This window comes from Histophilus somni, from assembly GCF_014202395.1.
GTDB lineage: Bacteria > Pseudomonadota > Gammaproteobacteria > Enterobacterales > Pasteurellaceae > Histophilus > Histophilus somni.
In genome coordinates, this window is record NZ_JACHGQ010000012.1 from 1 (window position 1) to 26,074 (window position 26,074).

At 35.5% G+C, this 26,074-nt stretch carries 33 protein-coding genes, 1 tRNA gene and 2 pseudogenes; 15 read left to right on the plus strand and 21 right to left on the minus strand.

Translation table 11 applies throughout. The annotated features are described in order from the left end of the window. The 14 genes and pseudogenes from HNR69_RS07895 to HNR69_RS07960 form a co-directional block, all read left to right on the plus strand. Positions 1-352: hypothetical protein (locus HNR69_RS07895; protein WP_183405665.1), on the plus strand; the 352-nt coding region annotated here is incomplete at its 5' end. Beyond that, on the plus strand, positions 349-564 hold the full coding sequence (locus HNR69_RS07900; RefSeq protein WP_041605136.1) for a hypothetical protein: 216 nt from the start codon (positions 349-351) through the stop codon (positions 562-564). The genes HNR69_RS07895 and HNR69_RS07900, both read left to right, overlap by 4 nt. 13 nt (positions 565-577) lie before the next feature. Then, entirely contained in the window at positions 578-1,948 is a 1,371-nt protein-coding gene (locus HNR69_RS07905) for a VENN motif pre-toxin domain-containing protein (RefSeq protein ID WP_157665521.1), read from the plus strand. A gap of 1 nt (position 1,949) precedes the next feature. Further along, positions 1,950-2,420, plus strand: coding sequence for an Imm42 family immunity protein (locus HNR69_RS07910; protein ID WP_075293975.1), 471 nt, complete (start codon positions 1,950-1,952; stop codon positions 2,418-2,420). A gap of 123 nt (positions 2,421-2,543) precedes the next feature. Then, on the plus strand, positions 2,544-2,867 hold the full coding sequence (locus HNR69_RS07915) for a hypothetical protein (RefSeq protein ID WP_075293974.1): 324 nt from the start codon (positions 2,544-2,546) through the stop codon (positions 2,865-2,867). A gap of 141 nt (positions 2,868-3,008) precedes the next feature. Next, a complete protein-coding gene (locus tag HNR69_RS07920) occupies positions 3,009-3,437 on the plus strand; it encodes an Imm42 family immunity protein (protein ID WP_075293973.1) in 429 nt (142 codons plus the stop codon). Positions 3,438-4,006: 569 nt separating this feature from the next. After that, positions 4,007-6,571, plus strand: a complete 2,565-nt coding sequence (locus HNR69_RS07925) for a hemagglutinin repeat-containing protein (protein ID WP_147590743.1) — start codon at positions 4,007-4,009, stop codon at positions 6,569-6,571. Positions 6,572-6,575: 4 nt separating this feature from the next. After that, entirely contained in the window at positions 6,576-6,821 is a 246-nt protein-coding gene (locus HNR69_RS07930) for a MafI family immunity protein (protein ID WP_012340764.1), read from the plus strand. 64 nt (positions 6,822-6,885) lie between these two features. Further along, positions 6,886-7,038: pseudogene (locus HNR69_RS07935) on the plus strand (toxin C-terminal domain-containing protein); the annotation flags it as partial. A gap of 2 nt (positions 7,039-7,040) precedes the next feature. Next, a complete protein-coding gene (locus HNR69_RS07940; protein ID WP_075293970.1) occupies positions 7,041-7,427 on the plus strand; it encodes an immunity 41 family protein in 387 nt (128 codons plus the stop codon). A gap of 47 nt (positions 7,428-7,474) precedes the next feature. Beyond that, positions 7,475-8,350: a ribonuclease domain-containing protein gene (locus HNR69_RS09695; protein ID WP_198351458.1), complete on the plus strand. Its 876-nt coding sequence runs from the start codon at positions 7,475-7,477 to the stop codon at positions 8,348-8,350. After that, on the plus strand, positions 8,341-8,622 hold the full coding sequence (locus HNR69_RS07950; protein WP_041605126.1) for a barstar family protein: 282 nt from the start codon (positions 8,341-8,343) through the stop codon (positions 8,620-8,622). The genes HNR69_RS09695 and HNR69_RS07950 overlap by 10 nt, the downstream gene beginning before the upstream one ends. Before the next feature lie 173 nt (positions 8,623-8,795). Next, positions 8,796-9,224, plus strand: coding sequence for a hypothetical protein (locus HNR69_RS07955; RefSeq protein ID WP_075293969.1), 429 nt, complete (start codon positions 8,796-8,798; stop codon positions 9,222-9,224). A 280-nt stretch (positions 9,225-9,504) separates the two neighbouring features. Beyond that, a pseudogene (locus HNR69_RS07960) lies at positions 9,505-10,644 on the plus strand (hemagglutinin repeat-containing protein); the annotation flags it as partial. Between the two features lie 624 nt (positions 10,645-11,268). Here the strand turns inward: HNR69_RS07960 and HNR69_RS07965 are convergent. From HNR69_RS07965 to lptF, 21 genes are all read right to left on the minus strand, one after another. Next, positions 11,269-11,463 (minus strand): hypothetical protein, encoded by a 195-nt coding sequence (locus HNR69_RS07965; protein ID WP_136122091.1) that lies wholly within the window; start codon positions 11,461-11,463, stop codon positions 11,269-11,271. Positions 11,464-11,639: 176 nt separating this feature from the next. Continuing rightward, positions 11,640-12,086 (minus strand): terminase, encoded by a 447-nt coding sequence (locus tag HNR69_RS07970; RefSeq protein ID WP_075294479.1) that lies wholly within the window; start codon positions 12,084-12,086, stop codon positions 11,640-11,642. Beyond that, entirely contained in the window at positions 12,079-12,666 is a 588-nt protein-coding gene (locus tag HNR69_RS07975) for a Panacea domain-containing protein (RefSeq protein ID WP_075294478.1), read from the minus strand. The genes HNR69_RS07970 and HNR69_RS07975 overlap by 8 nt, the downstream gene beginning before the upstream one ends. Before the next feature lie 12 nt (positions 12,667-12,678). After that, entirely contained in the window at positions 12,679-12,972 is a 294-nt protein-coding gene (locus HNR69_RS07980) for a type II toxin-antitoxin system HigB family toxin (protein WP_075294477.1), read from the minus strand. Between the two features lie 138 nt (positions 12,973-13,110). Beyond that, on the minus strand, positions 13,111-13,506 hold the full coding sequence (relB, locus tag HNR69_RS07985; RefSeq protein ID WP_011608692.1) for a type II toxin-antitoxin system RelB family anti-toxin: 396 nt from the start codon (positions 13,504-13,506) through the stop codon (positions 13,111-13,113). A gap of 35 nt (positions 13,507-13,541) precedes the next feature. Beyond that, positions 13,542-13,823, minus strand: coding sequence for a type II toxin-antitoxin system RelE family toxin (locus HNR69_RS07990; RefSeq protein WP_011608691.1), 282 nt, complete (start codon positions 13,821-13,823; stop codon positions 13,542-13,544). Positions 13,824-14,351: 528 nt separating this feature from the next. Beyond that, positions 14,352-16,262 carry a DNA primase family protein gene (locus HNR69_RS07995; protein ID WP_075294476.1) on the minus strand — a complete coding sequence of 637 codons (1,911 nt, stop codon included), beginning with the start codon at positions 16,260-16,262 and terminating at the stop codon, positions 14,352-14,354. A 2-nt stretch (positions 16,263-16,264) separates the two neighbouring features. Then, complete coding sequence (locus HNR69_RS08000) at positions 16,265-16,792, minus strand: hypothetical protein (protein ID WP_183405666.1); 528 nt, start codon at positions 16,790-16,792, stop codon at positions 16,265-16,267. Continuing rightward, positions 16,789-17,157: a hypothetical protein gene (locus HNR69_RS08005; RefSeq protein ID WP_041604074.1), complete on the minus strand. Its 369-nt coding sequence runs from the start codon at positions 17,155-17,157 to the stop codon at positions 16,789-16,791. The genes HNR69_RS08000 and HNR69_RS08005 overlap by 4 nt, the downstream gene beginning before the upstream one ends. Next, positions 17,144-17,362 carry a hypothetical protein gene (locus tag HNR69_RS08010; protein ID WP_075294474.1) on the minus strand — a complete coding sequence of 73 codons (219 nt, stop codon included), beginning with the start codon at positions 17,360-17,362 and terminating at the stop codon, positions 17,144-17,146. Before HNR69_RS08010 ends, HNR69_RS08005 begins: the two co-directional genes overlap by 14 nt. After that, positions 17,355-17,813: a hypothetical protein gene (locus tag HNR69_RS08015; RefSeq protein WP_232451467.1), complete on the minus strand. Its 459-nt coding sequence runs from the start codon at positions 17,811-17,813 to the stop codon at positions 17,355-17,357. Before HNR69_RS08015 ends, HNR69_RS08010 begins: the two co-directional genes overlap by 8 nt. Before the next feature lie 175 nt (positions 17,814-17,988). Continuing rightward, complete coding sequence (locus HNR69_RS08020; protein WP_081376605.1) at positions 17,989-18,516, minus strand: ash family protein; 528 nt, start codon at positions 18,514-18,516, stop codon at positions 17,989-17,991. A 13-nt stretch (positions 18,517-18,529) separates the two neighbouring features. Then, positions 18,530-18,769: a hypothetical protein gene (locus HNR69_RS08025; protein ID WP_075294472.1), complete on the minus strand. Its 240-nt coding sequence runs from the start codon at positions 18,767-18,769 to the stop codon at positions 18,530-18,532. Beyond that, on the minus strand, positions 18,770-19,015 hold the full coding sequence (locus HNR69_RS08030; protein ID WP_075294471.1) for a helix-turn-helix domain-containing protein: 246 nt from the start codon (positions 19,013-19,015) through the stop codon (positions 18,770-18,772). A 9-nt stretch (positions 19,016-19,024) separates the two neighbouring features. Next, positions 19,025-19,246, minus strand: coding sequence for a helix-turn-helix transcriptional regulator (locus HNR69_RS08035; protein ID WP_012340798.1), 222 nt, complete (start codon positions 19,244-19,246; stop codon positions 19,025-19,027). A 167-nt stretch (positions 19,247-19,413) separates the two neighbouring features. Then, positions 19,414-19,923, minus strand: coding sequence for a hypothetical protein (locus HNR69_RS08040; protein ID WP_075294470.1), 510 nt, complete (start codon positions 19,921-19,923; stop codon positions 19,414-19,416). A gap of 9 nt (positions 19,924-19,932) precedes the next feature. Continuing rightward, positions 19,933-20,190, minus strand: a complete 258-nt coding sequence (locus tag HNR69_RS08045) for a hypothetical protein (RefSeq protein WP_075294469.1) — start codon at positions 20,188-20,190, stop codon at positions 19,933-19,935. 292 nt (positions 20,191-20,482) lie between these two features. After that, positions 20,483-21,730, minus strand: a complete 1,248-nt coding sequence (locus HNR69_RS08050; protein ID WP_075294468.1) for a tyrosine-type recombinase/integrase — start codon at positions 21,728-21,730, stop codon at positions 20,483-20,485. A 269-nt stretch (positions 21,731-21,999) separates the two neighbouring features. Next, positions 22,000-22,086: transfer RNA gene (locus tag HNR69_RS08055), tRNA-Leu, on the minus strand. 147 nt (positions 22,087-22,233) lie between these two features. Beyond that, entirely contained in the window at positions 22,234-23,304 is a 1,071-nt protein-coding gene (lptG, locus tag HNR69_RS08060) for an LPS export ABC transporter permease LptG (protein WP_075294229.1), read from the minus strand. Between the two features lie 12 nt (positions 23,305-23,316). Further along, positions 23,317-24,420, minus strand: coding sequence for an LPS export ABC transporter permease LptF (gene lptF, locus HNR69_RS08065; protein ID WP_075294230.1), 1,104 nt, complete (start codon positions 24,418-24,420; stop codon positions 23,317-23,319). A gap of 118 nt (positions 24,421-24,538) precedes the next feature. On the opposite strand from lptF, the gene HNR69_RS08070 reads away from it, so the two are divergent. Continuing rightward, entirely contained in the window at positions 24,539-26,026 is a 1,488-nt protein-coding gene (locus HNR69_RS08070; RefSeq protein WP_075294231.1) for a leucyl aminopeptidase, read from the plus strand. Positions 26,027-26,074 lie beyond the last annotated feature (48 nt).

The window sequence follows — 26,074 nt, forward strand, 5'->3', positions numbered from 1 at the left end:
TGTAGGATATAAAACAGTTACAGGGCAAGATATTAATCCTTATGATGCGTTAGGTGCATTTTCAGGAGGTGCTTTAACCAGAAATCGATCATTGGGTAATCAAATTAGGATTAATATAGGTATTGCAACAGTAACCAGCTTATCAAAAGATCCTAGTGGAAATACCTTAGGCAGCGATTATTTCAGTGCAATAGTTTCTCCTATAATAAATAAGCCATTTAGCCTTAAAGATTCTACCTTTGGAAATATTCTTGGCGGTGCTTTTGGAGAGTATGGAGGAGATTTTGATAATAGAGTAAAAGATTATGAAAAAGTAAAGAAATACCTTAATAACAAGGAGTTGTCAAAATGATCAAGACGATAATTTATTTAATTGCATTATTTTTGGCAGTATTTTCTGCTGCGGCATTAAAGCATATAGGGATATTTATATATATCTATTGGAAATTTGGTGATTTTTATTGGGCTGAAGATGCTTTAAGTGATATTTTATCTTTTGCAATTCCTTTATTTATAGGATTATGTATAAAAAAAATAATATCAAATAAATTTAATATTAAATAAAGCCTATTCTTACTTGGCAGAAAAATCCTTAGAACAAGTGCAAGGGAATCCGAATGCAAGTTCATCAGAAATTGAAGCAAAACTGACCGCACTTATTGAAGCAACACAAGCACAAAAGCAATGGGATAACAATGGCACATACAACAGAACAGCCAAGGTATTGACCACTGTTTTAACCGGTGTATTAGCGAATCAAAGTGCGGGGGCGATAGGGACAAAACTTGCCGGTCCAACGGTTAATAACCTGATAAAACAGGCAACAACCGATGAAAATGGTGATGTTAATCTGCCACTTCATATCTTGGCTCACGCCACTTGGGGAGCAATTGAAGCAACAGTTGCAGATGGCAATGCCGCAGCAGGTGCAGTTTCAGCAGCAACAGCAGAGCTGGCAGCTCCAAGGTTGGCTAAATTGCTGTACAACAAAACCGAAGTGAGCCAATTGACAGCAGAAGAACGGCAACATATTATCACTTTAAGTTCAATTGCAGGGGCGGTTGCAGGTGGTGTTACTTCACAGGCAAACAAACAATCGAACACTACAGCAAATACATTGCAAAATGCAGCATTAGGTGGCGAGATTGGGAAAAGTGCAGTGGAGTTTAACGCCCTTTCTCTTAAAGATGTTTATCAATATCAAAAAGCATTAAAAGCAGCTATTCAAAATGGTGAAAGTGTTGATGAAGTTCATAAGAAATTCAGGGAGTTAAGTGAAAAACAACGAGCGGAATTGTTCGCTAATTGTGAGATTGAATGTAGAGTAACAGTACCAAATGAATTATTGAAAGCTGTTGGTCTTGCAGATGAATTATCTGGAGCGTTTAATAATTGGCTGAGTGGCTTGCCTGCAGATGAACAAACAAAATTCTATCAGTTAGTTGAAGAAGAAAATGCGAAAACCATTGAGGTCTTGAAAGCTCAACAAAGTGGTTTAGAAAAAGGAGCTGAATTAGCCCTTGGTGCAGTACTTTTATTTGCTAAAGAGGATGCTTTACAAGGTCCGAAGTCAAGTTTTGCAAAGAAAGCAAAAAATCCTGAGCAAAAGCCAACAAGAAAAATGGTAGTGGAAGAAAATGTAGTATTAGAAGATGGGTTGGTTGTTTCCTATAAATCTAACAGCAAGCATATAGATGGAAAAGATCCAGATGCTGGTCTTGAGCCTAATAATGTAATTGAACTTTTTAAAAAATCAATTCCTAGCTCTAAGATAGATGTTAAAAAAGATGTTAGATATGCTATCGATAACAAAGGAAATATCCATAGATTTTTTGGTGATAAAAATTCATCAGAATTTCATTGGAGTGGTAGCACAAGCGATCATTCAAACCCATTAAATGAAAATAAAATCCCTAATGATATTAAAAAACAATTAAAAGGAAAATAATATGATAGTAGGAAATCCTTTTGAATTTGCTATTAGATATGACGTTGTTAAAGAATGGAACCATCCAGATAGTAATTGGATTAATGGGATATATGAAATATATATACAAAGTTCCAAATATCCAAAAGGTACTCATATCACGGAACTTAAAACCAATCTACTATATCTATTCACTGATTTTGAAAGAAAAATGAGACCTATTTCGGAGCAAGAATTAGAAAAACTATCAGAGTTAGTAAATATTGATGATAGATATTATAATGATCTTATTAGTAGAGGGGCTTTTTTAAACTTGGAAAGTTCAGAAATGAATGATGAAGGGATTAGTATCTTGTTTTGTTTTAATGAAAAAGGAGACTATTTGATTTTATATGAGAAAGATATCGTTAAAATCAATTGCTTTGAAAAAGGACATATTTTTAAAGTGTTAGCTATGCTGAAGGTTGAAAAACATATTGATTTGATAAGGTAATTTTTATCTACCAAAATTTATAGGTAAATCGGAGCGAATTATTGACTGAGTGGCTTACCTGCAGATGAACAAACAAAATTCTATCAGTTAGTTGAAGAAGAAAATGCGAAAACTATTGAAGTCTTGAAAGCTCAACAAAGTGGTTTAGAAAAAGGAGCTGAATTAGCCCTTGGTGCAGTACATTTACTTGCTAAAGAGGATGCTGTAAATCAATCTGGTTCTAAGGTGGAATTTGCTAAGAAAACAGCTAAATCTAATCCAAATGGTTCTCCAATTCCTGTTCCGAATCCTATAGCAGTTCAGTTAGAGAATGGAGTGAAGGTGACATATAAATCTAATTCAAAACATACAAAGGGTATGCCAGGAAATAGACCAGATGCAGGAATTGAACCTAGAGACTCATTGGAGTTATTTAAGAAGTCTATAGAGTTGAATCAAATAAAGTGATTCGATATGCGAAAGATTCTCAAGGTAATGTTCACAAATTTTTTGGTACTAACGGAGAGTATCATTGGTCTGGTAGTTCAGGCGATTCAAAAAATCCTCTACCAATACCTGAAGATCTAAAATTCTAACACGAGGTAATATATGTTTTTTGGAGATCCTTATAAATTTGCAATTCAATGCGATATTATTAATGAATGGAATGATGATTGTTTTTGGATAAATGGCATTTTTAATATTTATATAGATGGGGTTCCGATATTAAGTGAGGTTTATACATCCGAATTAAAGTTTACTTTAGCTAACTTCACTGAGGAGGTTTTATTGTCAATGAAACCGATCGAATTTTCTGAGTTTAATCATTTTAATGAAATTGTTGATAATATAGCTTTTAATATAGGTAGCTCCGAAATGGAAGATAAAGAAGTTTATGTATATTTTGTTTTTAATAAAAACAATGACTATGTATTGTTAAAATCTAAAGGTAACGTAACGTATTTTGAATATGATAAAGGGTATATTTTTAATGTGTTACTTTCTATATCACAATGGAAAAATACTGTAACGTTCTAGATAAAAAGAATAAGTAGAAATACCTTTAAATAATAAAATAACCCCTAATTGGAGAAATTATACTGAGATTAAATCCAGTTTTTCTAATGCGATATCTAGTTTTTATACGCCTAGTTCAATACCGTCAGTATCAGGAAATGTAGTAGATAACATATTTTCGAAGTCATTAGAAAAGACAGTGGAAGATAAAGTTGAACAATATAAAAAGGTAAAGGAAAATGAAAAATAAATTATTTAGTTTTATTTTTGTTTTTTTATTATTTTTTCTTTGTTTGAGTATTGTGTTTACTATATTTATAGTTGGCTTAAACTTGTTTTTTTACTATTTTGGCAACTTGCCAATGGAATACCCAGGGGGTGAGCTTTATCTTAGATCTGCCGCTGCCTCATTGATAATATCGATTTATTATTTTTGGTTTATTTCAAAATATAAATAATTGGAGGTATTCCACAAAGTATGCTGTTTATAATTTGAACTCGTTAGAAGCCTTGAAAATACAGCTTTCTTCATCATAAAAACTATTTACAGCATACAATTTAGAACACAGGGGTAATACAAGCGGTTGTTTATGATTAAAATTTTGCAAATTTTAGCGGTAAGTGTACCGCTTGTATTTGATACAAGTGGCAACACCGTCAACGCCAAACAGATTGAGATTAGGGCAAGAAGCGGTGATATTCAGGCGACACAGACGGACTTTACCGGACGGGGAGAAAACGGCGAAAGATTGCAAGACAGTCGTGTCAGCTTAAATGCTGCTCAAAATATCTTACTTCAAGCCGGTGAAAGCCATCAAAAACAGCAAGGCAAAAACCAAAGCTACGGTACGGAAGTGGGGACGGCATTTAGCGTGGGCGCTAAAACAGGCTGGTCGTTCTATGCCAAAGAGGGCTTTAGCAAAGGTAAAGAAGAAAGCGAACAACGGATGTATGAAAACAGTCATGTAGACAGCGAACATATTACGTTAAGTAGCGGCAAAGACACCACCTTAAAAGGTGCGGTTGCCAAAGCGGAAAAAATTGAAACGGATGTCAAAGGCAACCTAACCATCGAAAGTTTGCAAGACAGCCAACGTTCGAACAGCCACAGCCTAGGTTTAGGCGCTAAGGTGGAGTTTGGGTTTGGTACGGCGTGGGAGTTTAGCGGCAACGCCGGTGCGACGAGCGACAAAGCCAATAGCAAGCAAGTCACCGAACAATCGGGATTATTTGCAGGCAAAAGCGGTTATCATATAGAAGCAAACAACATCCACTTGAAAGGCAGCACCATTGCTTCAACTACCCCAAACAACAGTGAACTGCGAACCAATCGCCTCACTTTTAATGACATTCAAAATGAATCAAGTCATAAGGCAACAAGTGTTTCAATCTCAGGCACTTACGGTAAAGGAGCAGATTACTACCAAGATAGTGAAACCGGCAAACTGAGCAAAAAAGGAGCAGAAAATGCGATGTTGGTTGAAGGAAAAACCGCTCCGAACATAACCCCGAGCTTACCGATGCATAGTCAAAGTAATGACAGCTCAATCACCAAAGCGACGCTTACGGAAGGGAAAATCACCTTAAACAAAGACACAAACCCAATCCAAACCACAGCAAAAGCGTTGGGGATTAATACCGAACTTGATAAGGCGAATAAACAGGTTGAAGCACCGAAAGACATTAATAAGGTGTTGAAAGAACAACAAATCCTTTCACAAGAGGCAGGCAATGTTGCAGGTGCGGTGATGACCTATGCCGGTCGGCAAGCAGCGGAACTGGAGGAAAAAGCGAAACAAGCAGAGCAAGAAGCAGCGAAAGCGGCTAAAGAAGGCGACCTTGTTACTGCAACCCAAAAAGCCCAAGAAGCTACCGCTTACCAACAAGCTGCAAAAGAATGGCAAACGGGTGGTAACAAGAAACAGGCGGCAACCGCAGTCGCTGCGGTATTAAGCCTTATTGTTGCAGGGAAACCGACAGAAGCAATTGTGGCAGGTGTGGTATCGCCTTATGTGAATGAAGCGATTAAGAAAGTGACAGACAGCCCTGAGTTACAAGCCTTAAATATTCCTGCCCATATTTTATGGGGAGCAATGGAAGCCCGGTTATCAGGTGGTAGTGCGACGGCAGGTGCAGTGGCTACAGGCGTGGGTGAAGTGGGTGCGAAAATCTTAAGCGAAACCGTCTATGGCAAATCCCCAACAGAACTGACGGAAATGGAAAAGCAAGAACTTATTCAGGTTATCAAAGGGATTGCAGGTGTGGCAGGTGGTGTAGCTGCAGGCAGTGATACCGCAGCCGGTACATTGGCGACAGTGAGTACGGGAATGAGGGTGGCTGAGAATGCGGTGGAGTTTAATTTTCTTGGTGATGACATTCACCCATCAGAAGAACGTAAGCAATCGATAGAAATGTTTGCCAAAACGCTTTTCAAAGATAAAGAAAATGCGGAGGAATTAGCGGAAGCTTATTATGATGCAATGAAAATTGGGGAAGCTAAAGCGGTTGTAGAAGGTGTACAAGGCACAGTTGATGGGATAGTAAATCTTGATAAAACCGTTGCAACACTGGCGAATGTAATCCAAAACCCGAAAGAGACCTTTGATAAAGTGGTGATTTCAGCGGAACAATGGAATGAGCAGTTAAATTGGGCTTTAGAAAACGACTCTATGTTAGCCGCAGAAATGCAAGGCTATATGCTTAGTCTGGGTAAATCGTTGGAAGCACCGAGTATTTTATTGACGGGTGAAGCTATAAATGTATTTCAAAAAGTTGTTACTAAAAATGTCTCTAATCTAATAACTGCTAGAGAAAATATGGTATCTCTAGTCAGTTCTCAGAGAGCTGAACATATATTATATGGAGATAAAACAGGTGGTGGGCATAAATTTTCTTTTACAAATATTCTGAATGGAAAATCTAAATTCCCAATACACTGGTCTGAGAAAAAAATTCTCGACGTTATATCTAATATTGCTACTGATCCTAATTTAGAATGGGTACAACAAACAGGAACAAAAGGAAGTTTGTATACTAAAAAGGGGGTTCCGAGTAGATTTAAAGTTGAGGGAGTTGTTGATGGCGTTAGAATTAGGGTTATTGTAGAACCAATGGGAAATGGTGTAATTACCGCATTCCCTATTAAACAGGAGTAATATAATGAAAGAAAAAATGAAAAATCTACTATCTTTGCTTTATAAAAATTTGCCTGAAGAGGATTGTGAGAATGCAATGGATTTAATTAATTATGATGAGTATGGTATAGCTCTTGAGTTGATCTGTACTCAGTTATATGAGAGAGAAATTTCAATTACGAATGATGCAAAAAAAATTATTATAAATTTGATCATAGATATGGAATTAGACCTAGAATTAGCTGATGGGATTAGAGTTGAAAACAATTGACAACCAAGGAAAACGTCAAACTTTAAAAAGTCAGTGAACAAAATTTGATGATAAGTCTGGTGCAGTTGTGTTTAAAAAAGGTAATAGCTATATAACTAGAGATGTGGATGGTCATAATGGAGGAGCTTGGAAAGAAGCAGCTAGTCCTGAAAAATTAAATAAAAAAGAAACAAGAAACGGAACTTTTGATATTAACTTAAATAAAATTGGAGATTAAATATGGCAGAATACGCAGATTTTTATAGAAATGTAACCTATTCAAGGCTATATGATGAAAATTCATTTATAGGAAGATGGTTGGATTACTCAGAATGGAATGATGATGAGTATTGGAAACTAGAAAAAGATTTGATAAATATAGCAATAACCTATAAAAACACAAAATTGATAAAACAAGATATTTTAATTGGGATTATGCGAATAATTGAATTATTGATAATTCCAAATTGGGATAGTTTTACCCTTTTAACTAAAGATAATTCTGACATCTATGACAGATATGAGAGATTTAAATATATAATCTCTAAGATATTTACAGATGAAAATATAGATTTGGATATTTTTTCTTACAATCCCGATAAAACAATCAATCAAATAGCACGGTGAACACCGTACAAAATGCAGCATTGAGTGGAGAGATTGAGGAAAGTGCGGTGGAGAATAACTATCTCAATAACTATGAGGTAGAAAAGCTGATTAGAGAACTGGCTCAAGCTGAGAAAGAAGGTAAAGAGCCGAAAGCGATTTTTGAGAAATATAAAAGCATAAGCGAATCTAACCGTAAAGCTATGCTTGAGGAATGTGGTAATAACCCGATTTGTTATCTTCCCCATATTTATCAAATGGGAACAGGGAATGATGAAGTTTATAAAAACCTTTCTGCGTTGAGAGTGATATCTTATGTAAATGGATTAAGTAATAGCCTTAAAGGTAAAATGGCGACCTTTGTAGGAGATGAGAATACAAACAGCTATGCAGCCTTGCCAAGTAGTGTTCATTATGCCAGCATGGCTATTGAAGCTGGGGCGGCTGTAGGTGGTGGTTCTTTATCTTTAAGGGAAATAAAAGGATATCTGACTAGACAGCCTATTGTTACACCACCAAAAGGTTACGAGAAGCAGGATGCTAAGCTAAGGGTATCAAGCGGGGCTGAGAATGTAGCGTTGTATCCTAAATTAAAATTAGATTTACAAGCAGAACAAAATACAGCTCTAGTCATTGATAGTTTGAAAAAAACCGGAAAATTACCTGATGAGTATGTAACTAAGGATATAGCTAAAGAATTATATAATTGGTCAAGTGGCAAACCTTTAAAACAAGGGCAAATTGGTGGGGATATTTTTAGAAACGAAAGTAACTTATTACCTAGTAAAGATGGAAGAGTTTGGTATGAGGCTGATATTGGTATTAATAACAATATAGGTAGAAATAAACAACTAGGAACGAGATTATTATATTCAAGTGACGGTTTATTATTTATTACTACAGATCATTATAAAACATTTAAAGAGGTTGGAAGATGGAAATAATAATTGAAGGAAAGGAAATTTTTTCTCCAGATGATTTTTATAAGCAATTATCCAAGCAAGTTCCAGAATTAGGAGAATATTTTGGAAATAACTTGGATGCCCTTTGGGATTATATAGATATTTTTGATGGTAAAACTATTATATGGAAAGATTTTTTGATGTCTGAAAAAAATATCGGATCATATGTTTATAAAATAATAAATATATACAAAGCAAGAAATGAAAAATTGAAACAAATAAAGAATGGCAAAATAAATATAATACTATTGTGATATTAGAGAACTGGCTCAAGCTGAGAAAGAAGGTAAAGAGCCGAAAGCGATTTTTGAGAAATATAAAGGCATAAGCGAATCTAACCGTAAAGCTATGCTTGAGGAATGTGGTAATAACCCGATTTGTTAGATAGAACTTTATAAAACAGTTACAGATAAGCAGGAAAAATAATATGGGCTATCATGTATCTATTGTAAATAAGTCAGATAAACTTAGCACTGATAAAATATTATATGATTTTGAGCGGGTTATAAACAAGATGACGAGTTTAGGATTCTCCGTAGATTATGAAAAAAGAATTTTTTATAAAAATAAGTATGAATTTTTTATATCTTATGATGATAATAGCTTATGGCTCTCTAATCCTGATGAAATTTCATTAAAAGTCTTAATGGAAATTGCTGAATCATTTAATGATGAAAGTATAGTCATGGGAGATAATGGTGAAATATATAAAAATTTATCTGATATATATGCAAGTGAACTTATATATCAAGAACAAACTGAATCAATAATAAAAAGATTTATCCGTTTTTTATATTATAGAATTTGGTTTGTTATACCTATATTGTTAGCTATTATAAAAGTTTTATTTTTATAGTTTGTTAGATACCAGAGATATTCTACAAGGTATATTGTTTATAAATTTTCCTTTTTGAAAACCTTGAAAATATAGGTTTCTTTACCATAAGAATTTTTCATTGCATACAATGTAGAATACGAGAGTAATACAAGCGGTTGTTTATGATTAAGATTTTGCAAATTCTAGGGGTAAAGAGTTTGGATGACAGCAACACGGTAAAATTAAAACCAATGTTTAATTACAATAATGTTTACCGAGCCAAAGATTATGATGATACGAATCTGCAGGTGCTGACACGAGCTTTCATAACAGCCATTTAGATGCAGAACATATTAAGTTTAACAGCCAAGGGGATATTACCCTCAACAGCACAACCGCTACTGCTGAGCGAATTGATGTGAATGCTAAAGGCGACCTTCGGATTGAAAGCAAGCAAGACATCAACAATTACAACAGCAAAGGTAGTCAGGCAGGGATTAGTGTAGATGTGAGTTTTGGTAATGCTTGGAGTGTGAGCGGTTTTGCTTCAGGTGAGAAAGGCAAAAGCAGTTATAAACAAGTTAATGAACAGGCAGGTTTAATTGCAGGCAAAGGCGGTTATCATATAGAGGCAAACAACGTCCACTTGAAAGGCAGTACCATTGCTTCAACTACCCCAAACAACAGTGAACTGCGAACCAATCGCCTCACTTTTAATGACATTCAAAATGAATCAAGTCATAAGGCAACAAGTGTTTCAATCTCAGGCACTTACGGTAAAGGAGCAGATTACTACCAAGATAGTGAAACCGGCAAACTGAGCAAAAAAGGAGCAGAAAATGCGATGTTGGTTGAAGGAAAAACCGCTCCGAACATAACCCCGAGCTTACCGATGCATAGTCAAAGTAATGACAGCTCAATCACCAAAGCGACGCTTACGGAAGGGAAAATCACCTTAAACAAAGACACAAACCCAATCAAAACCACAGCAAAAGCGTTGGGAATTAATACCGACCTTAGCCAAGCAAACAGCCAAGTGGCAAAACCAAAAGAGGTGAAAAAACTACTGGCGGAGCAAAAGGAGATTGCTCAGGCAGTGTCACATATTAGTTCGGCAGTAAATATTTATGCCAATAACAAGGCAAAAGAAACACAAGATGTGGAATGGCAAGAGGGCGGTTCAAAAAGACGTAAACTTGATGCTGTCGTTGCTACGGTAGGGGCAATTTTAAGTGGTGGCAGTGCTGGGCAAGTTGTCGTTGTTGCGATTTCCCCTGAGCTGAATGCACAAATTCACACAATGACAAAAGACAGTAAAATGGCTAATTTGTTAGCTCACGCTTTACTTTCTACTACTGAAGCACATCTATCAGGTACAAATGCCCTTGTCGGAGCGACTACCGGTGTGGCAGGTGAGGCTACGGCAATGTTCCTTTCGGATGCGGTTTTCAATAGATAAATAATATATTTTCTAAGTCTTTAGAAGAGGTTTTTGATTTTTTAGCATTTAATTATGAAGATGAAAATAATACACCATTATATATGAACAGCAATCCATTAACAGGAAAATCGACCTCTAACGTTATTACAACAAGCGTAAGAAATGTGCCATGATGGGAAATAGGTATGTAAAATTAGTTTTTTGCTCTCGTTCTTGTCCTTAATACCGTTAAATATACTTAAATCTTCGTATGCTTCACCAATCCGTTTTTTATCGTTAATCCCTTTATTTATCAGGGCTCCCGATCTGTTTCTTTCGCCACTCTTCCAGAGGCTTTTGAGCAGATTGAGACATGAAAAAGCAACTTAACGTTATTATTTACAAAGGTTTATTTAATGAATTTGAAAGAGTGGGAAAGAATGGAAAATTGAAGCTGGTGCAGTGGTCGGACTCGAATTGATAATATAAGTCATTGTTTATTATGTTTATTTTTTTATTATCTTTAATTTTATACTACCATTTATACTACTAAAATCAAAAGTACCCCTATAAAACGCCTGTTTTTTAATCATTTCAATTTTATCTATTTTTCCTATATAGTGGGTAAAAATAGATTTTTTCAGGTGGCGGATCTGATTTTTTTTATGCGGTTTTTTGATAAGTGGCATAGCTTATTTTGTCCACAAAACGCCCCTGTTTGCGTTGTTGTAGTCTTTCATTGTTGGCAATGGCGGTAAAATAATTACTACTTGCATAGCCACCATGCTTTACAGCATTAAAGCGACTGAAAAAATATCTTTTCGCTGTTTCGCAGTTTTTCCGTCCATTTCGTCGCAATTTCTCATGTAGTTTTTCGCAATTTCTAATGTAGCGTCGTTTTAGATTTCCTCAAATTTGAGTTTGTTAGGTTTGAATAAGTACATCGGCGGCAATGCCTAAATGTTTATTACAGTGATAGAGGTGTTTTCAAGTATAACAGGCAAGAAAAAAGCCATTAATCATTAGATTAAGGCTTAATATTCATTAATATCATGGCAAGCATTTTGGCGAATAGCATTTTTAAGAAAGCGTTTATACTTGCGATCTACAGATTTAGAAGATAATACGCCCCTTAATATTTGCTGATAGATTTCATCATTGATTAATGCTTTCTGAATGAAATATCCAGCTTCTATATTCGCTTGTATCTCTTTTGATGAATCAATTCTTAAATGACGGTAGAAAATGAAACTATCTCTAGTGATAAATTCGTGAATACCAGCTTTTAAAATACAAGTTTCATCTAAGGCTTTGCCATCTTTTATACTTGAGCAGCTAACACTTAAAATCATATCCTCCTTGCCGCTTTCCCCGTCAAAACAAGGGTCAGTAAGTAAAATATATAAATGCTTGTAGTTGCTTTCGTCTTTGCCGTAGTCAGTCGGTCTAAGAATGGTAACTTGTCTTTTAATTTCAGGCATTATCCACACCTGTAAAAAAACTATCCATCTTCTTTTTTTCTTCGATCTGTTCTAATATATCGGCAATTTCTCTTTCTGTTTTTCCTAGATTTGAAAGGAGTGTAGCAAGATATATCGGTTTGCTTCTTCCTTGTGGGTTTTCCCATTCGGGGATATATTTAGGATTGTGCGTATATTCTACTAGGGCGAAAGGCTTATAACTCCCAAAAGTCGCAAAGATTTCATCTAAAATTTCTGTATCACTTTCTGATAAGCAATCAAAAAAGTATTCATCTGCAGTATCTACCGTTCTTTTTAGACTGATTTTATGATCTTCTTTATCTGCTATCCATTCGCCCCATATGCTATTATTCTGATATAGGCTTGCTTCTTCTCCTCGCATAAGATTTAAGGTATTGCTTAGCACAGGACCATAAGGCAAAGAGTAATATTCATCGTTAGAAATAGAGTAGTTATATTTTTGCCACGATAAACGATCGGCAAGATAAAGAAGTTTCATTGCCTTTATATGTTCCATTGTTCCGCCTGCTTTATGTAACAAATAAGCGGTTGCTTGAGCTACTTTTAACTCATTAAACATATTTATCCCTTATTAGGTTTGTTGGGTTTTAATTGGTTCGTATTGTATTATTTTTAAAAACGGTATCAAGCAAATTTTCTCAATTTTAAACGCCATTGCAACTATTAAGCGGTGTTCATTCCCTTTAATATTGAAAACTACTCTACGATTTTTTAGCACGCTAGCGTTTTTATATTTTGCTTTTATATCGTGGGCGTTCTGCCAGTCTGCTTTTTTAACTTCTGCTATCCAAGCCTTTAGCGGTTGCTCTGCTTCAGGGTGTGCATGATAGTACCTAACTAAAGTAGATATAGCGATTATTCTCATAATAAGCCTAAGTATTGATCAAGTTTATTTATTATCTCCCATTTAGGGACTATAACAAGAATTGTTATTTTTTATGCTTTAATGTGGTTAAGAGTAAAAAAGGGCTTTATAGCCCTTTCTGTTGGTGGTGGATTGTGATTAGTACATCTGTTCTACTTCACATTCATAGATTGCTGCGAACTTCTCTAATGTCTTTTTCTGTGGTTTATTGTCGGGCTGTTCCATTTGTGAAATAGCCCCTTGAGTGATGCCAACTTTAACCGCAACATCTTTCTGCGATAGCCCTCTATAGATACGCCATGCACCTAAAAGATTTATATTATTCTCATGCTTGATTTTGACAACATCAAAAGGGATAGTAACTGCATCATTATCATCTTTTTCATAGGGTACATCTTGCCATTCTTCACTATCATCTTCTTCAATTCTAAAGCCGTACTCATCAACCTCTACCAGTTTTTCAAACTCTGCTATAGGTAAAATCACATATAAAGGCTTTCCGCTGTTGTCTCTGATATATTGTAAATTGTTCATTGTCTTGCTCCTGTGTTTATAGGGCTTTTATCACCCTAGTTGTAAGTTCTTTCATCTCGCTTTTTAATTTCTTGAATTTCTATTATTCTCGGCTCTCCCTCTATCCACTCAAACAAAATTCTATACTTTCCAACTCTAGCCCTGTACTTGCTCATATACCCTTTTAATTTAGTTATATCTAGCACTAAATCAGGAAAGTTAGTTAGTGTTGAGATAGTTTCAATAATTGCTTTTTTATATCTGCTATCAATTCGTTCAAGCTGTTTATCTGCTTTTGAAGTAATGATAATTTTATTATTCATTGCACTAGCATTCATTTGCCTTTCATGCTTTATATTATAAGTAAAATATCTAATAAATGCAACATAAAACTAATAATTAATCTAATTAGTTGTATTTTATCTAATAATATTTAGCTCTAAAATAAAAAGCCCTGTCTGATAACAAGGCTTAATATGATGTTTTAATGAACTCTTGGGGCTAATTTTGCTAAATACCATTTCAAATTTATGCAATTAATTCCCTTACTAACAACGCAACCGAGTCAACAAACACTTTTTTATTCACTTATTCACTTTTTCTTTTTTTTGAATTTAATTTATTGATTTTAAAAGAAAAAAACAAGAGTGAATAAAATAAATTGATTAAAAATTATTCACCTTTTTGCTATTTTTATCACTATTTCACTTTTTCACTTCTTATTCACTCTTTAAAACTCTTTATATATCATATAGTTAAGTTAAAAAAGTGAATAGGTGAATAAGTGAATAGAGTTTATTGTCAAGGTTCTGAATAGTGAAAAAAGCGTATAAAAAAGCCGGTATATATCCGGCTTTACTGAGTTTTTAGGCGTTTCGCCATTTGTTAACAGTTTCATGTTTATTCTTGAATTTTGCGTTTGTGTAGTTATATCCCCCTCCTAATTGTCGGGCTGTGAATGGTTTTTCGCCTATGGTTTTAAATGCTTGGATAACTTCTTTTTTAAATTCTACTGGTTTTAATATAAATTTCCCTTCCCGCCCTGTGATGTAGCAATAGTACAAATAGCACCAGTAAAAACGCTCAAATATTAAAGGGCTTTCATAAGCTGGAATGCCTCGGCTACTGCCTAAAATCAAACAATCATTTGAGGGTTGAGATATTAATTCAAATTCTTGTATAAATTCTAAAATATGATCGTTTTCTGTTTTCATCTTTAACGCCTCCGCACTTGCTTTTTGTTGCTTTAATGCTTGCTTTGCGTCCTCAGGGTCTTTGAACTCATCGTAAAGTTTTCTAATAATTCCCCCTAATTCGGCTTGAATTTTTTCGGTGAGCTTGTCATCTCTTGCACTGTCGTCTATTGCCTTGTAAAAAGGAAATACCACTCTTCTGCGTTCCATTCCGCCCCCGTCATTTTTATAAATTGGCAAGGTATTAGAACAGATAGCAATAATAGCGTTTATCCTTACGCTAAATGTTTTCTTTCCTTTCGGGTTTACTAGAATTTCATCTCCCCCGGAAATTGCTTTTAAAACAGAACTTTCGCCAATGTATCGCCCTTGGTCTGGTGCATATAGAAAAGTTTTATTTAATAGCATGTCTCTTGTCTTGCTGTCTCTTTGCAAGGTTTCTAAGTCAATGGCTACATGGTTAGCATCGCCTGAAAGCATTTTTGCCACGTTTAAAAAAGTCGATTTACCACTCCCCGGCTCGCCTATAAATTCAAGAGTTAATTGCCAATCACTGCGATTATTTAAAATCATATATAAAGCGGCTAAAAGTGCTTTTTTCCGCTCTATGCTGTCATTGCTGATAAAATCAAGCCATTTATCAAAATTCGGTGTTGGTGTCTGTGTTTCTAGATAATCGCAAGGGTTGATCGCTGTAAGGTAATATTCTTTTTTATGCGGTAAAAAAGCAAGCGTACGCTTATTCAAAACGCCATTTTTAAAGGCTAAGAATTGATAATCCATCGCTGCTTTTATTTCGTCATCAAATAGCGGTAAATCAACGGTTAAACATTTGATCATATTGTTTATAGTTTCAACGCTGCCATAATTCGATTTATATTCCGCAAAAAATTTTTTAATTTCTCGCTGTAGTGCGTTTTCGTCCTTAACTTGCCATATTTGCCCATTGTAAAAATAAATAAGCCCTTGAGTTTGATTATAGGCTAATGGCTTTTTCAGCCATTTCAAAAAATACCCCGCTTTATCGCTTGGCGTTGCTTTTTTGAGTGTGTCCGCATCTAGTTCGATAAGCTCGGGTTCTCCCTCGCTTTCCTGTGAATATTCATCTCTCAATCGCTCAATATAAGTGCTTAAATCCTCCAAGTGTTGACCTAACAAATCTCTAAGGCTGAATGCGTTTACTTGCGTATATTTCGCTAAATTAATGCAAATATTACGCAAAAGCTCTTCATTTTCTCTAATTGTGATACCGTTATTATTGCTTTTAACCTTAAAAAGCCCGCTAGTATCTACTAAACTTGCACTTTTATGTTCATTCGGTAAAAGTGCCAATTTATCCAATTCTTTATAATTCCGTTCATCAATAATAATCGGTAATTCTTTGTATCTGTTCGGGTTCTCTCCGTCGATATTGTCGGCTAATAACATCCAGCCTGAGCCCTGCCCGTTGGTCTTTTCATCTTTCGGGTTTTTGCGGTAAAAACTCCAAGGATTATCGCCAATTAAAATCAAAATTTCTTGTGCTGGGTGAATATTTTGCTTAATGATTTTCTTTAGGTTAGGTGCATTAATTAGCTTACTCATTGTTACCCCTCTAAATCGCTCTTATTATCAAAACTTTCTAGCTTGTTGCCGTTTTCGTCCACCAGCTTAACAAACTCAGATATCTCCCCGAATTTATCGGCTAAATAGTGCAAAACTGCTAGACTTTCTTTTGTCATGCTGTCTTGTTCTTGAGATTGCTCGGATGTATAGCTCTTCAAACACTTAATTAAATAGCGTGCTGTAGCTAATCTTTTTGCTATCTCTGTACACTCTTCCGCCAGTTTGTACTTGTGATGATAATGATCGGGAAAATTTAGCTTGCAACGCTCAATAGCTTGCTTGTTTAGCTCAAATAATCGGTTAGTTTGCGATAATGTAAATCTAAAGGGGATAGATTGAGCCGTATCAGTGTTTTTAGCTTTTGTATTTGTGTTGGGCTGTTTATTTGCTAAATCTTCGTCATGAGATTTATATTGCGTTTTTGAGATATGCCCTTTTTTGTTGGTGGACGGCTTGAACCGTCCTTTCCATTGGCTTAAATCGCTCAAGGCGTTAATAGTCGTTCTCATTTGTCCCCCTGTAAGATAAATCTAGCCACATCTAAATCATGGATAGTTTTCTGTTGAAAATTGCTAAATATCGGGAAAGCAATAGAAAAGTTTTTAATCACGCTTTGAACCTCTTTTTTCTTCACTGAATTGAGCAGAAAAGCCCTTGTTATATTTTCAACATTGGCAAGTTCACACATCAATAAAACTTCACTTTCTCGCATTGGCTCAATTCGTAACAATTCGCCACGTTCAAGTAAAAAGGTTTCTTGAAATTTGCGTGCCTGTTGTTCCGTGTGTGCGAAACGATAAATTACGGGGATTGTGAACTCTTTAAAAACAAAAGCCGTCAATAATTTCCAGTAGGTTTTATTATTTCTGTTCATTATCTCCCCCTGTGGTGCTTGGAATGATTTCGATATTAACTACATCAAAAAAAGCTAACTCTTTTGCTTGAATTTGTTTTTTAGCATTAGCTTTAATCTCTAAGGCTCTTGCCAGGGTTACGCCCTCAGCACATTCAAACGTTCTCCCGTCTTCATAGGTTAGGATTACGCCGTAACGGTGATTTTGTTCTATCTCATTAAGCATAAATACCCCCTTTGTCGTTAATGCGTGCGATAAATAAAGCGTTAGATTGAAGGTTTAATAATTGGCGTGCCTGTTGTTCTGAATTAGCACGTATAGCCAGTTTTAGACGGTTTTCGCCTAAGAATAGGATAAATTTGAATAGCATTTTGATTGTCTCTTTGTTTAGTAAATGTGAATTGCTGTTCCCTAAAGGGTGTAGCAAGGTTTCAACTACCGCAAAGAAACGGCTAGCGTTATTCGTGCGAGTGCTCGCCTTATTTCCGCTTATCAACCTTGCCACAAATTCAGATAAACAGATTGAGCTTAGTAGGCTCAAGCCATTGATCATAGGAATTTGAGGTAAAAAAATTCCGCAAGTCTTACGGGTGCGGTAGCCGTTCTTTGTAGTAGTGTCGCCAATACTAACCGCACTTTGATTTTTTAGCAATACTGAAAATTTGATTTTTGTCATGTTTCTGTACCTTTTCAAACTCATTTAGGCTATAATCCATGACGTTCTTTTTAGAACTCCATGATTTATTTCTTTCCTATGAGTTAAGTTAATTTACTTGTGCCCTTGCCATTTGGTTGAGGGCTTTTTTGTTGGGTTATTTCCACTAAACTGGGTGTAATCTTGGTGTTGTCCCTTAGGGTTCTTCTATCGTTTTTGCTATCATCTCCAATCGCTTACAAGGCTTAAAAGTGCGGTGATGATTTGGGTTAATACGTGCGTAACAGATAGCACGGGTAAGGATTAGGCGGTTGCGTGCTTGTTGCTCGCTGTCGGCTAAAATAGTGAGGTGTAGGCGGTTTTCTCCTAATAAAATGAATTTATAAAGCATTTTTGCGGTGTCCTTTGTAATGTTTAAAAGGCTTTCCGCTAGACTTCTCACGGTCGGGCGGTAAAGCGTAAAGGGGTGAGAAACTACGTACAAAGGAACATAGCCAACCGCAAGCGGTTGCCCTTTACGCTCTACCATTGAGAATAGATCTATTGCTAGATTTATTTTAGGTGTGCGTAAATTACGAATAAAAAAACACGCTTGAGGCGTGCTATTCGCCTTTGTATTTTTCAGCTTCTCACGGCTGGCACTTGCTTTGTTCAAGTGCGTGGAAATAGTAAAAAATTGTCCGCACTTTGTAAAGTGATCTAAATCACATTTTTTTAAAATCATTGAAATAATCCTGTTATTTGATTAATTTTGGTCTGTAGTGATTGCTGTTAGGCTCTTTCGCATACTCATAAACGACAATAGGGCTTTTGTGAATTGTGATAGATTGATATTTATCAAAATCTAATCCTATCTTTCTCAATCCTTTAAATATCTGCCCTTTGTGCGTAAACTCCGCAATATTTTCATTGTTGCCGTCTATGGTTTTGCCTGTTACCACATAAAAAGCCTTTATTCTGCGTTTTGGTTTTTGCATTTAATCAGGCTCGCTAATTAATTGATAAAGTGCAATTCCGCCATGTGGTTGCCCTGTATGGTCTATGCTATTAATTCTTGTGGTTTCGATTTGATAGCCTTTCTCACGTAACTCTTTAATTCTCTGTGCGGGCGAGACAATCCCCATCTGCCTAAAATCAAAAGTACTTGAGCTACGCTCTCTCAATACCTTTAAAATAGTTCTGCACTGTGTCGCTTTTGAATTGTCTTTTAGAACTCCTACCATGCTCCCCCCTTAACTTGCGATATAGCTTTCAATATCAGCTAACCGCCAACGAGTAGAACGCCCACACTTCTTCGCCTTTGGAAACTCGCCCTTATTCATTAGCTTGTAAATTGTGGTAGTAGAAAAGCCTGTAATTGCTTTCACATCTTCAATATTAATTAGTTTCTTTTGGTAAGGTTGAACAGATTGAGCTTGTTCAATAGTTTGGATAGTTTCGCTTTGTGTTGTCATAATTTCCCCTTTCGGTTTATTTGTGTTTGTTTGTGAGGGGAATTAGATACTTGTTTTTATTATGTGAATAGTCTGTAACAGCTCCTAAGGTATGGATAGAGAGAGGTTAAAAAAGGGCTATACCACCTTTTAAAATATAGCCCTGTAAAACACTGAAAGCCCTGTTATTAAAAGCCTTTAAAGGTTTCTACCCCTTGCGGTGGTCTACCTCTATTTTTTACTTTTTCAGGAATAATTATTTTATAAAATGCGTCTGCCAGCTCTTTACTATCTGAGTAATATTTTTTTACATGCTCCCTAATTTGTTCTTTGTTTGGGTAAGAGTGAGGATTATCAGGATCGCATTTTTCGGCTATTAGCTTGGATATTTTGAATAGTACCTCAAAATTATCACTAAAATGCCCATGAATAGAATGTTTTTTATAATCTACTGCACTTTTACTTTGATCAATAGACTTTAACAGGTTTTCTATTTCTGCTTTTAGCTTTGCTATTTCTTCATCTTTAGCGGTTACTACCTGCTTTATATCCTCGTTATCATAGTTTTTAGTTTGATCAATTTTAACCGCTCTATGTCCATCTTGTTTTTCTTTATTGGGAATAGAAATTCCTAATACCTTTTCAATTTCTGCCCTGTTAATTAGCGTGGTTTTAAAATCATATTCACGAAATATCATATTTTCTGCCTAAAATGGAATATCACAATCACAATCATAGCTATTAAATTTGTTAGCTTCTTTTAGCATGTCAAATAGGTTTGTATTTGTTTTGGAAATTCTATTAGTGAGTGGCGATTTTCTGTAAGTTTGAATAGTTTTCTCGTCTAGGTCTTTTAATAAAAGATAAGTGGCATTTATTATACTTCCATCACCGACTTCTCTCGCCCACTCTATCAATTCATAAACAGAAATGTAATCATCTTCATTTTGACTTATTTGGTTCATAAAACGCCCCTATTCGTTTCCCTATCTAGTGAGGGTGCAACAAGAGATAGATAGGGCTATTCCCTTTCGGCTCGGTTAATTACTCCGTGCCTAGTTGCACCAATTTGAAAATTCATGCTTTGTTGTTATATATAAAACAATCCTTTCTTCTTGTCTATTTGTATTTCTTCGGTTGTGTTTCTATTTTACTGTTTATTTTTACAGTCATCAACTAAATTAAACAATCGTAATAAATGCGTCATAAAAAGCCTTGCTAGATAACAAGGCTATTATTCATTGAATTGATTTTAGATTATTCAGAAAGTGTTAATAATATTCCGCACTTTTCGCAATAATCCCCCCATGCTTGATATGCTTGCTTTCTTTCCTCTAGGTAATCATATCTATCATATATAGCCTGTATTTTCCCTTTCCCTGTTGAATTGTGTGCTATTGCCAACTCTCCAACGACAACAGAAAAGCCAATCTGACTAAGATAGGATCTAAATACTACCCTCAACCCATGTGCGTCTTGTTTATCTCTATAGCCGTTATCCCTTAACGCATTACTTACAGTATCTAGTCCTATGGTTTTATTTCTGTTTCTCACTCTGGGGAATAAATAAGGGCTTGAGCCGTTAAATTGCCTAATTGTGCCTATAAGTTTAATCATTTGTGAGGATAAAGGAATTATATGATCTTTGGGCTGTTCTCTTAGCTTTCTAGTTTGTTTCATGTTCTCCGAGGGGATAATAAGCAACTTATTATCATCATCAATAAAAACCCATTCAATGCGTGTTAGCTCTTTCTGTCTCAACCCTGTGAGCAAAGTCAAGTTAAATGCAAAGAGTGTGTTAAACTCTAGCTTACCCTCCTTGAAAGCGGTGTTTATTGCCTTTAATAGCTCCGGTAGCTCTGCAGGTGTAATAGCTGGGTGATTTTTTGCCAGTGGTGCTATAAAATCATCTTTTGCTAAATTGCAATTATGCCCCTCTATAATGCCTAGCTTAATGCCATAATCTAGAGTAGCTTTGACAAGTCTATGTAATTTATCAAGAGTATTGCTAGCCCCTATTTCTCTGTAAACGTCTATTAATAATCTAGGTGTTATTTCTGAAAGTGGTATTTCTGCGAGCTTGGGGAATATATGCCTTTCTAACCTTTGCCAATTCCTCGTTCTAGTGTCTTCATTGGGTGCTTTTGTTGGGTATATTTCAGCATACCATTTAGCACAAACATATTTAAAAGTGTTTCGTTCTAATGCCTGTGTGTTTTGTTTTTGGTCTCTGTGTGTTTTAGGATCGATATTTTGAGCGAGCAGGGCTAAATACTCGTCTCTTATCTTTCTTGCTTGTAGTAGTGATATTTCAGGATATTTGCCAATGCTGATTTCTGTCCGCTTTTTAGTATAAGGCTTGTAATAGTTAAAACGCCATATCTTTGAACCGCTAATTTCTACAGATAAAAAAAGCCCGTTGCCGTCTCTTAATGGATAAGCTTTTTTTTTAATCTTCGCTTTTTCTATTTCTGTATTTGAAAGAGGTTTGATTAATCTTGCCATAAGTTTAGTAGTATAAAAAAAGAAAAAAAATAAAGTGCTTTGCACCCTTTAAAATCAAGGCTCTAGCGGTTTTTAGTAGTATAATTTTTTAGATAAAAATGTATTTTTTGATTTTATACTACCATTTATACTACTAAAATTCATTGCTTTAAACATATAAATACGAATAAACACAAAAGAAGAAAAACAATAAAAGCACGTTAAAGCCAGTATTTACAAGGGTTTATTTAATGAATTTGAAAGAGTGGGAAAGAATGGAAAATTGAAGTTGGTGCCAGTGGTCGGACTCGAACCGACACGCTTTTAAGGGCGGCGGATTTTGAATCCGCTACGTCTACCAATTTCGTCACACTGGCTGTGTGCTTTATTGCTCGACATTATACGTTTATAAACTTACCTTGCAAGTGGTAATTTAATATTTTGGTTTATTTGTTTTAATTTTCAACAAAGTTACCTCAACCGCACTTTACAAAAATATTTTATAGTAAAGTGCGGTTGTTTTTTTACTCTCTTTTTCTATTAAGAAGCCACCAAATGAGAATCATAAAAAGTAAACTTGGAATGAGGGCTGCAAGTACAATTGGTATATCATACAGAAGGCTTAATCGCCCTAAAATTTCGTTGATAACATAAAATAGAAACCCAAAAAAAATACCTGTTACAATCCTTGCTCCTGCAGTAACACTGCGTAAAGATCCGAAAATAAAAGAAAGTGCCAACAACATCATCACCGCAACAGAGACCGGTTGAAAGACTTTTTGCCAAAAAGTAAGTTCAAAACGTTTAGCATCTTGTCCCGTTTCTTTCATGAATTTAATATAGTTGTATAATCCGGTCATAGACAACGACGTTGGACGCAAAGAAGCTATCCCCAGCTTATCGGGTGTTAACGTTGTACTCCAATTATCTTTCAAGCGATTAATCGTTTTAATTTCATCAGCAAAAATTTGTGATTGATTAATTCCGCTTAATTTCCATTTGCCATGTTCAAAACTTGCTTGGTTCGCATGTGTAACTTGTTTCAATTGACGCTTATCATCAAAACTATAAATATAAATATCATTCAACCTAATATCATTAGTAATACGACCAACATAGATAAAATCATTACCATCTTTTGCCCAAATACTATTTTTTACTGAAAGCATGGAGCCTCCGGAAATTGCTTTTGCACGCATATCTCTGGCAAAGTGTTCCGTCTGTGGAATACCCCATTCGCCAATAATCATTGTGATAAGCATCAATGGCAATGCGGTTTTCATCACGGCTAAACCGATTCTAAAGCGAGAAAATCCAGCAGATTGAATCACAATAAGTTCACTACGACTTGCAAGGTTACCAAGTGCAATAAGTGATCCTAATAATGCAGCCATAGGAAAAAATGTTTCTATATCTTTTGGCATAGTTAATAAAGTAAACAGTGTTGCCTGAATAACATCGTAAGTTCCTTTTCCAATACTACGAAATTGTTCAACAAATTTAATAATCGCTGATAAACCCACCAACATCAGCAATGTCGCCAAAATAGCACCTAAAATATTTTTTCCAATATAGCGGTCTAAGGTATTCATCATCATTATTCCTGATTACCTTTTACTTGAATTAAAGTTAAATAAATAACGTATTTTATACATAAAAACACTATTCCAACTGTTCAATAAAACAGCTAAAAATAAAAAGAAAATACTGACTAACGGCATAAAAATATGTGCTTCAATTTTACCGGAAGCCCCCGCTGATTTTAATGAACTTTGTAACAAGAAATAAATTAAATACAATAAAAGTGCGGGCAAAATCTTAGCAAACCGCCCTTGTCTCGGATTGACTCGGCTGAGCGGTACTGCAATAAGTGCCATAATCGGAACAGCAAAAATTAAGGTCAAACGCCAATGCAATTCCGCCTTAGCTGCAGGTGATTTAGAATTAATTAATTCCTTTAGGCTTAAAATTTCCGTTTCAGATGTATCCTTATCTGTTGTCTTATAATCTAAATAGGCTTGATACTGGTCAAAATGCGTAATACGAAAGTCAGGTAAAAGTGCGGTTCCTTCAACTCGCTGACTATTTTCTAGACTAAGAACTTGATCGCCATTGGGTAACGCCTTCAACTGACCGGTTTCAGCTACCGTTACGGAAGGCTTCTGATTTTTTTTATTTTCCATTTGGAAAACATAAATATCTTGAATTTGATTGTTTTTTATTTCATTGATAAATAGCACAACATCAGTATTTCCGACATTAACAAATTGTCCCGACGCTAAAGCCCCCATTGTTGGATTTGCTTTTGCATCATCAATAAGTTGAATTTGTTTTTGCATTGCCCAAGGGGACAGATAAAACACATTATAGGTTGCCAATCCTGCTGTCAATAAAGATAAAATTAACGCAACACCAACAAGAATACGCTGACCAACACCACAAGCCCGCATGACGGTAATTTCGCTTTCTGCATATAAACGTCCAAATGTCAGCAATATAGCAATAAATAAGCAAAGGGGAAATATAAGTTGTGCCATCGTCGGCATACCCAAGCTAAGCAAAGCAAAAACCAAATCAGCCGGAATTTTACCAACAGATGCAGAACCTAATACACGCACAAGTTGTTGACTAAAAAAAAGCAGTAAAAGAATAGATAAGATTGCAATTTGGCTTCTAAAAACTTCTTTGGTTAAATATCGAATTAATATCACTGAATTACCTATATTTCTCTTGCAATTTTAAAAAAAAGCAGTAATTTACGAAATCACATACATGGCGATGTATGATAACGTATTTTTTTATTGAAAACAGTAAATTCGTGAGGATTACATGAAATATAGTGCAAAAAATACCGCACTTTCTCAAATTGACAGCAACATTATTTTAGCCGTATTTGAGGGCGGAAAACTTTCTCCGACAGCAATGCAATTTGATCAACTCAGTCAAGGCTACCTAACTCGCTTAATTCAAGTAGGTGAAGTTAGCGGAAAACAGGGACAAGTTCTTATTTTACGGGATATACCGAATTGCCAAGCACAACGTATTTTTATCGTAGGGTGCGGTAAAAAAGATAAAATAACAGAACGTCAATATAAACAGATTATTCAAAAAACAATTCAAACGATTCTTGAGACTCAAGCAAGTGAAGTTGTGAGCTTTCTAAATGAAATTGAACTAAAAAATCGTGATATTCATTGGAATATTCGTTTTGCAATTGAAACCATTGAAGCAAGTCATTATCAATTTGATACTTTCAAAAGTAAAAAAACTGATGCAAGTTTAGTATTGGATAGATTTATTTTTAATGTGCCAACCGAATTACAACAAAATGCACTACAAGCAATTAGTTACGCACAAGCTATTGCATTAGGAGTCAAATATGCAAAAGATATTGCCAATTGCCCGCCTAATGTTTGCAACCCAACTTATCTTGCCGAACAAGCACAATCCCTCGCTAAACACTCAAACTTGATTAACGTGCAAGTTTTGGGTGAAAAAGAAATGGCAGAATTGAACATGTTCTCGTATTTAGCTGTTTCGCAAGGAAGTGCTAACGAAGCAAAAATGTCGGTGATTGAATATCGTAATCACCCCGATAAAAATGCCAAACCTATTGTTTTAGTTGGAAAAGGTTTAACCTTTGATGCCGGCGGTATTTCATTAAAACCCGCTGATAGTATGGACGAAATGAAATATGATATGTGCGGTGCAGCTTCTGTATTCGGTGTTATGTACGCTCTGGCAACATTACAATTACCCTTAAATGTAATTGGTGTATTGGCTGGTTGTGAAAATTTGCCGGACGGAAATTCATATCGACCGGGAGATATTTTAACCACTATGTCAGGATTAACCGTCGAAGTTTTAAATACTGATGCGGAAGGACGTTTAGTTTTATGTGACGCACTCACTTATGTTGAGCGGTTTAACCCTGAGTTGGTCATTGATGTAGCAACACTAACAGGTGCTTGTGTAGTGGCATTAGGTCAACATAACAGTGGCTTAATCGCAACAGATGAAAAACTTGCTGAAAAATTATTAAATGCGGCAGAAGAAACGACCGATAAAGCTTGGCGTTTACCTTTAAGCGAAGAGTATCAGGAACAGTTAAAATCTAATTTTGCTGATTTAGCTAATATTGGTGGACGTTGGGGTGGAGCCATTACCGCCGGTGCATTTTTAGCTAACTTTACGAAAAATTATCCTTGGGCTCATTTAGATATTGCAGGAACTGCCTGGTTACAAGGTACAAACAAAGGTGCAACGGGACGACCGGTAAGTTTACTAACGCAATTCTTAATTAATCAATCTAAATAACTGCAAAAGTGAGAGTTTCTCTTTTAGAATATGAGTATCAAAATTCAA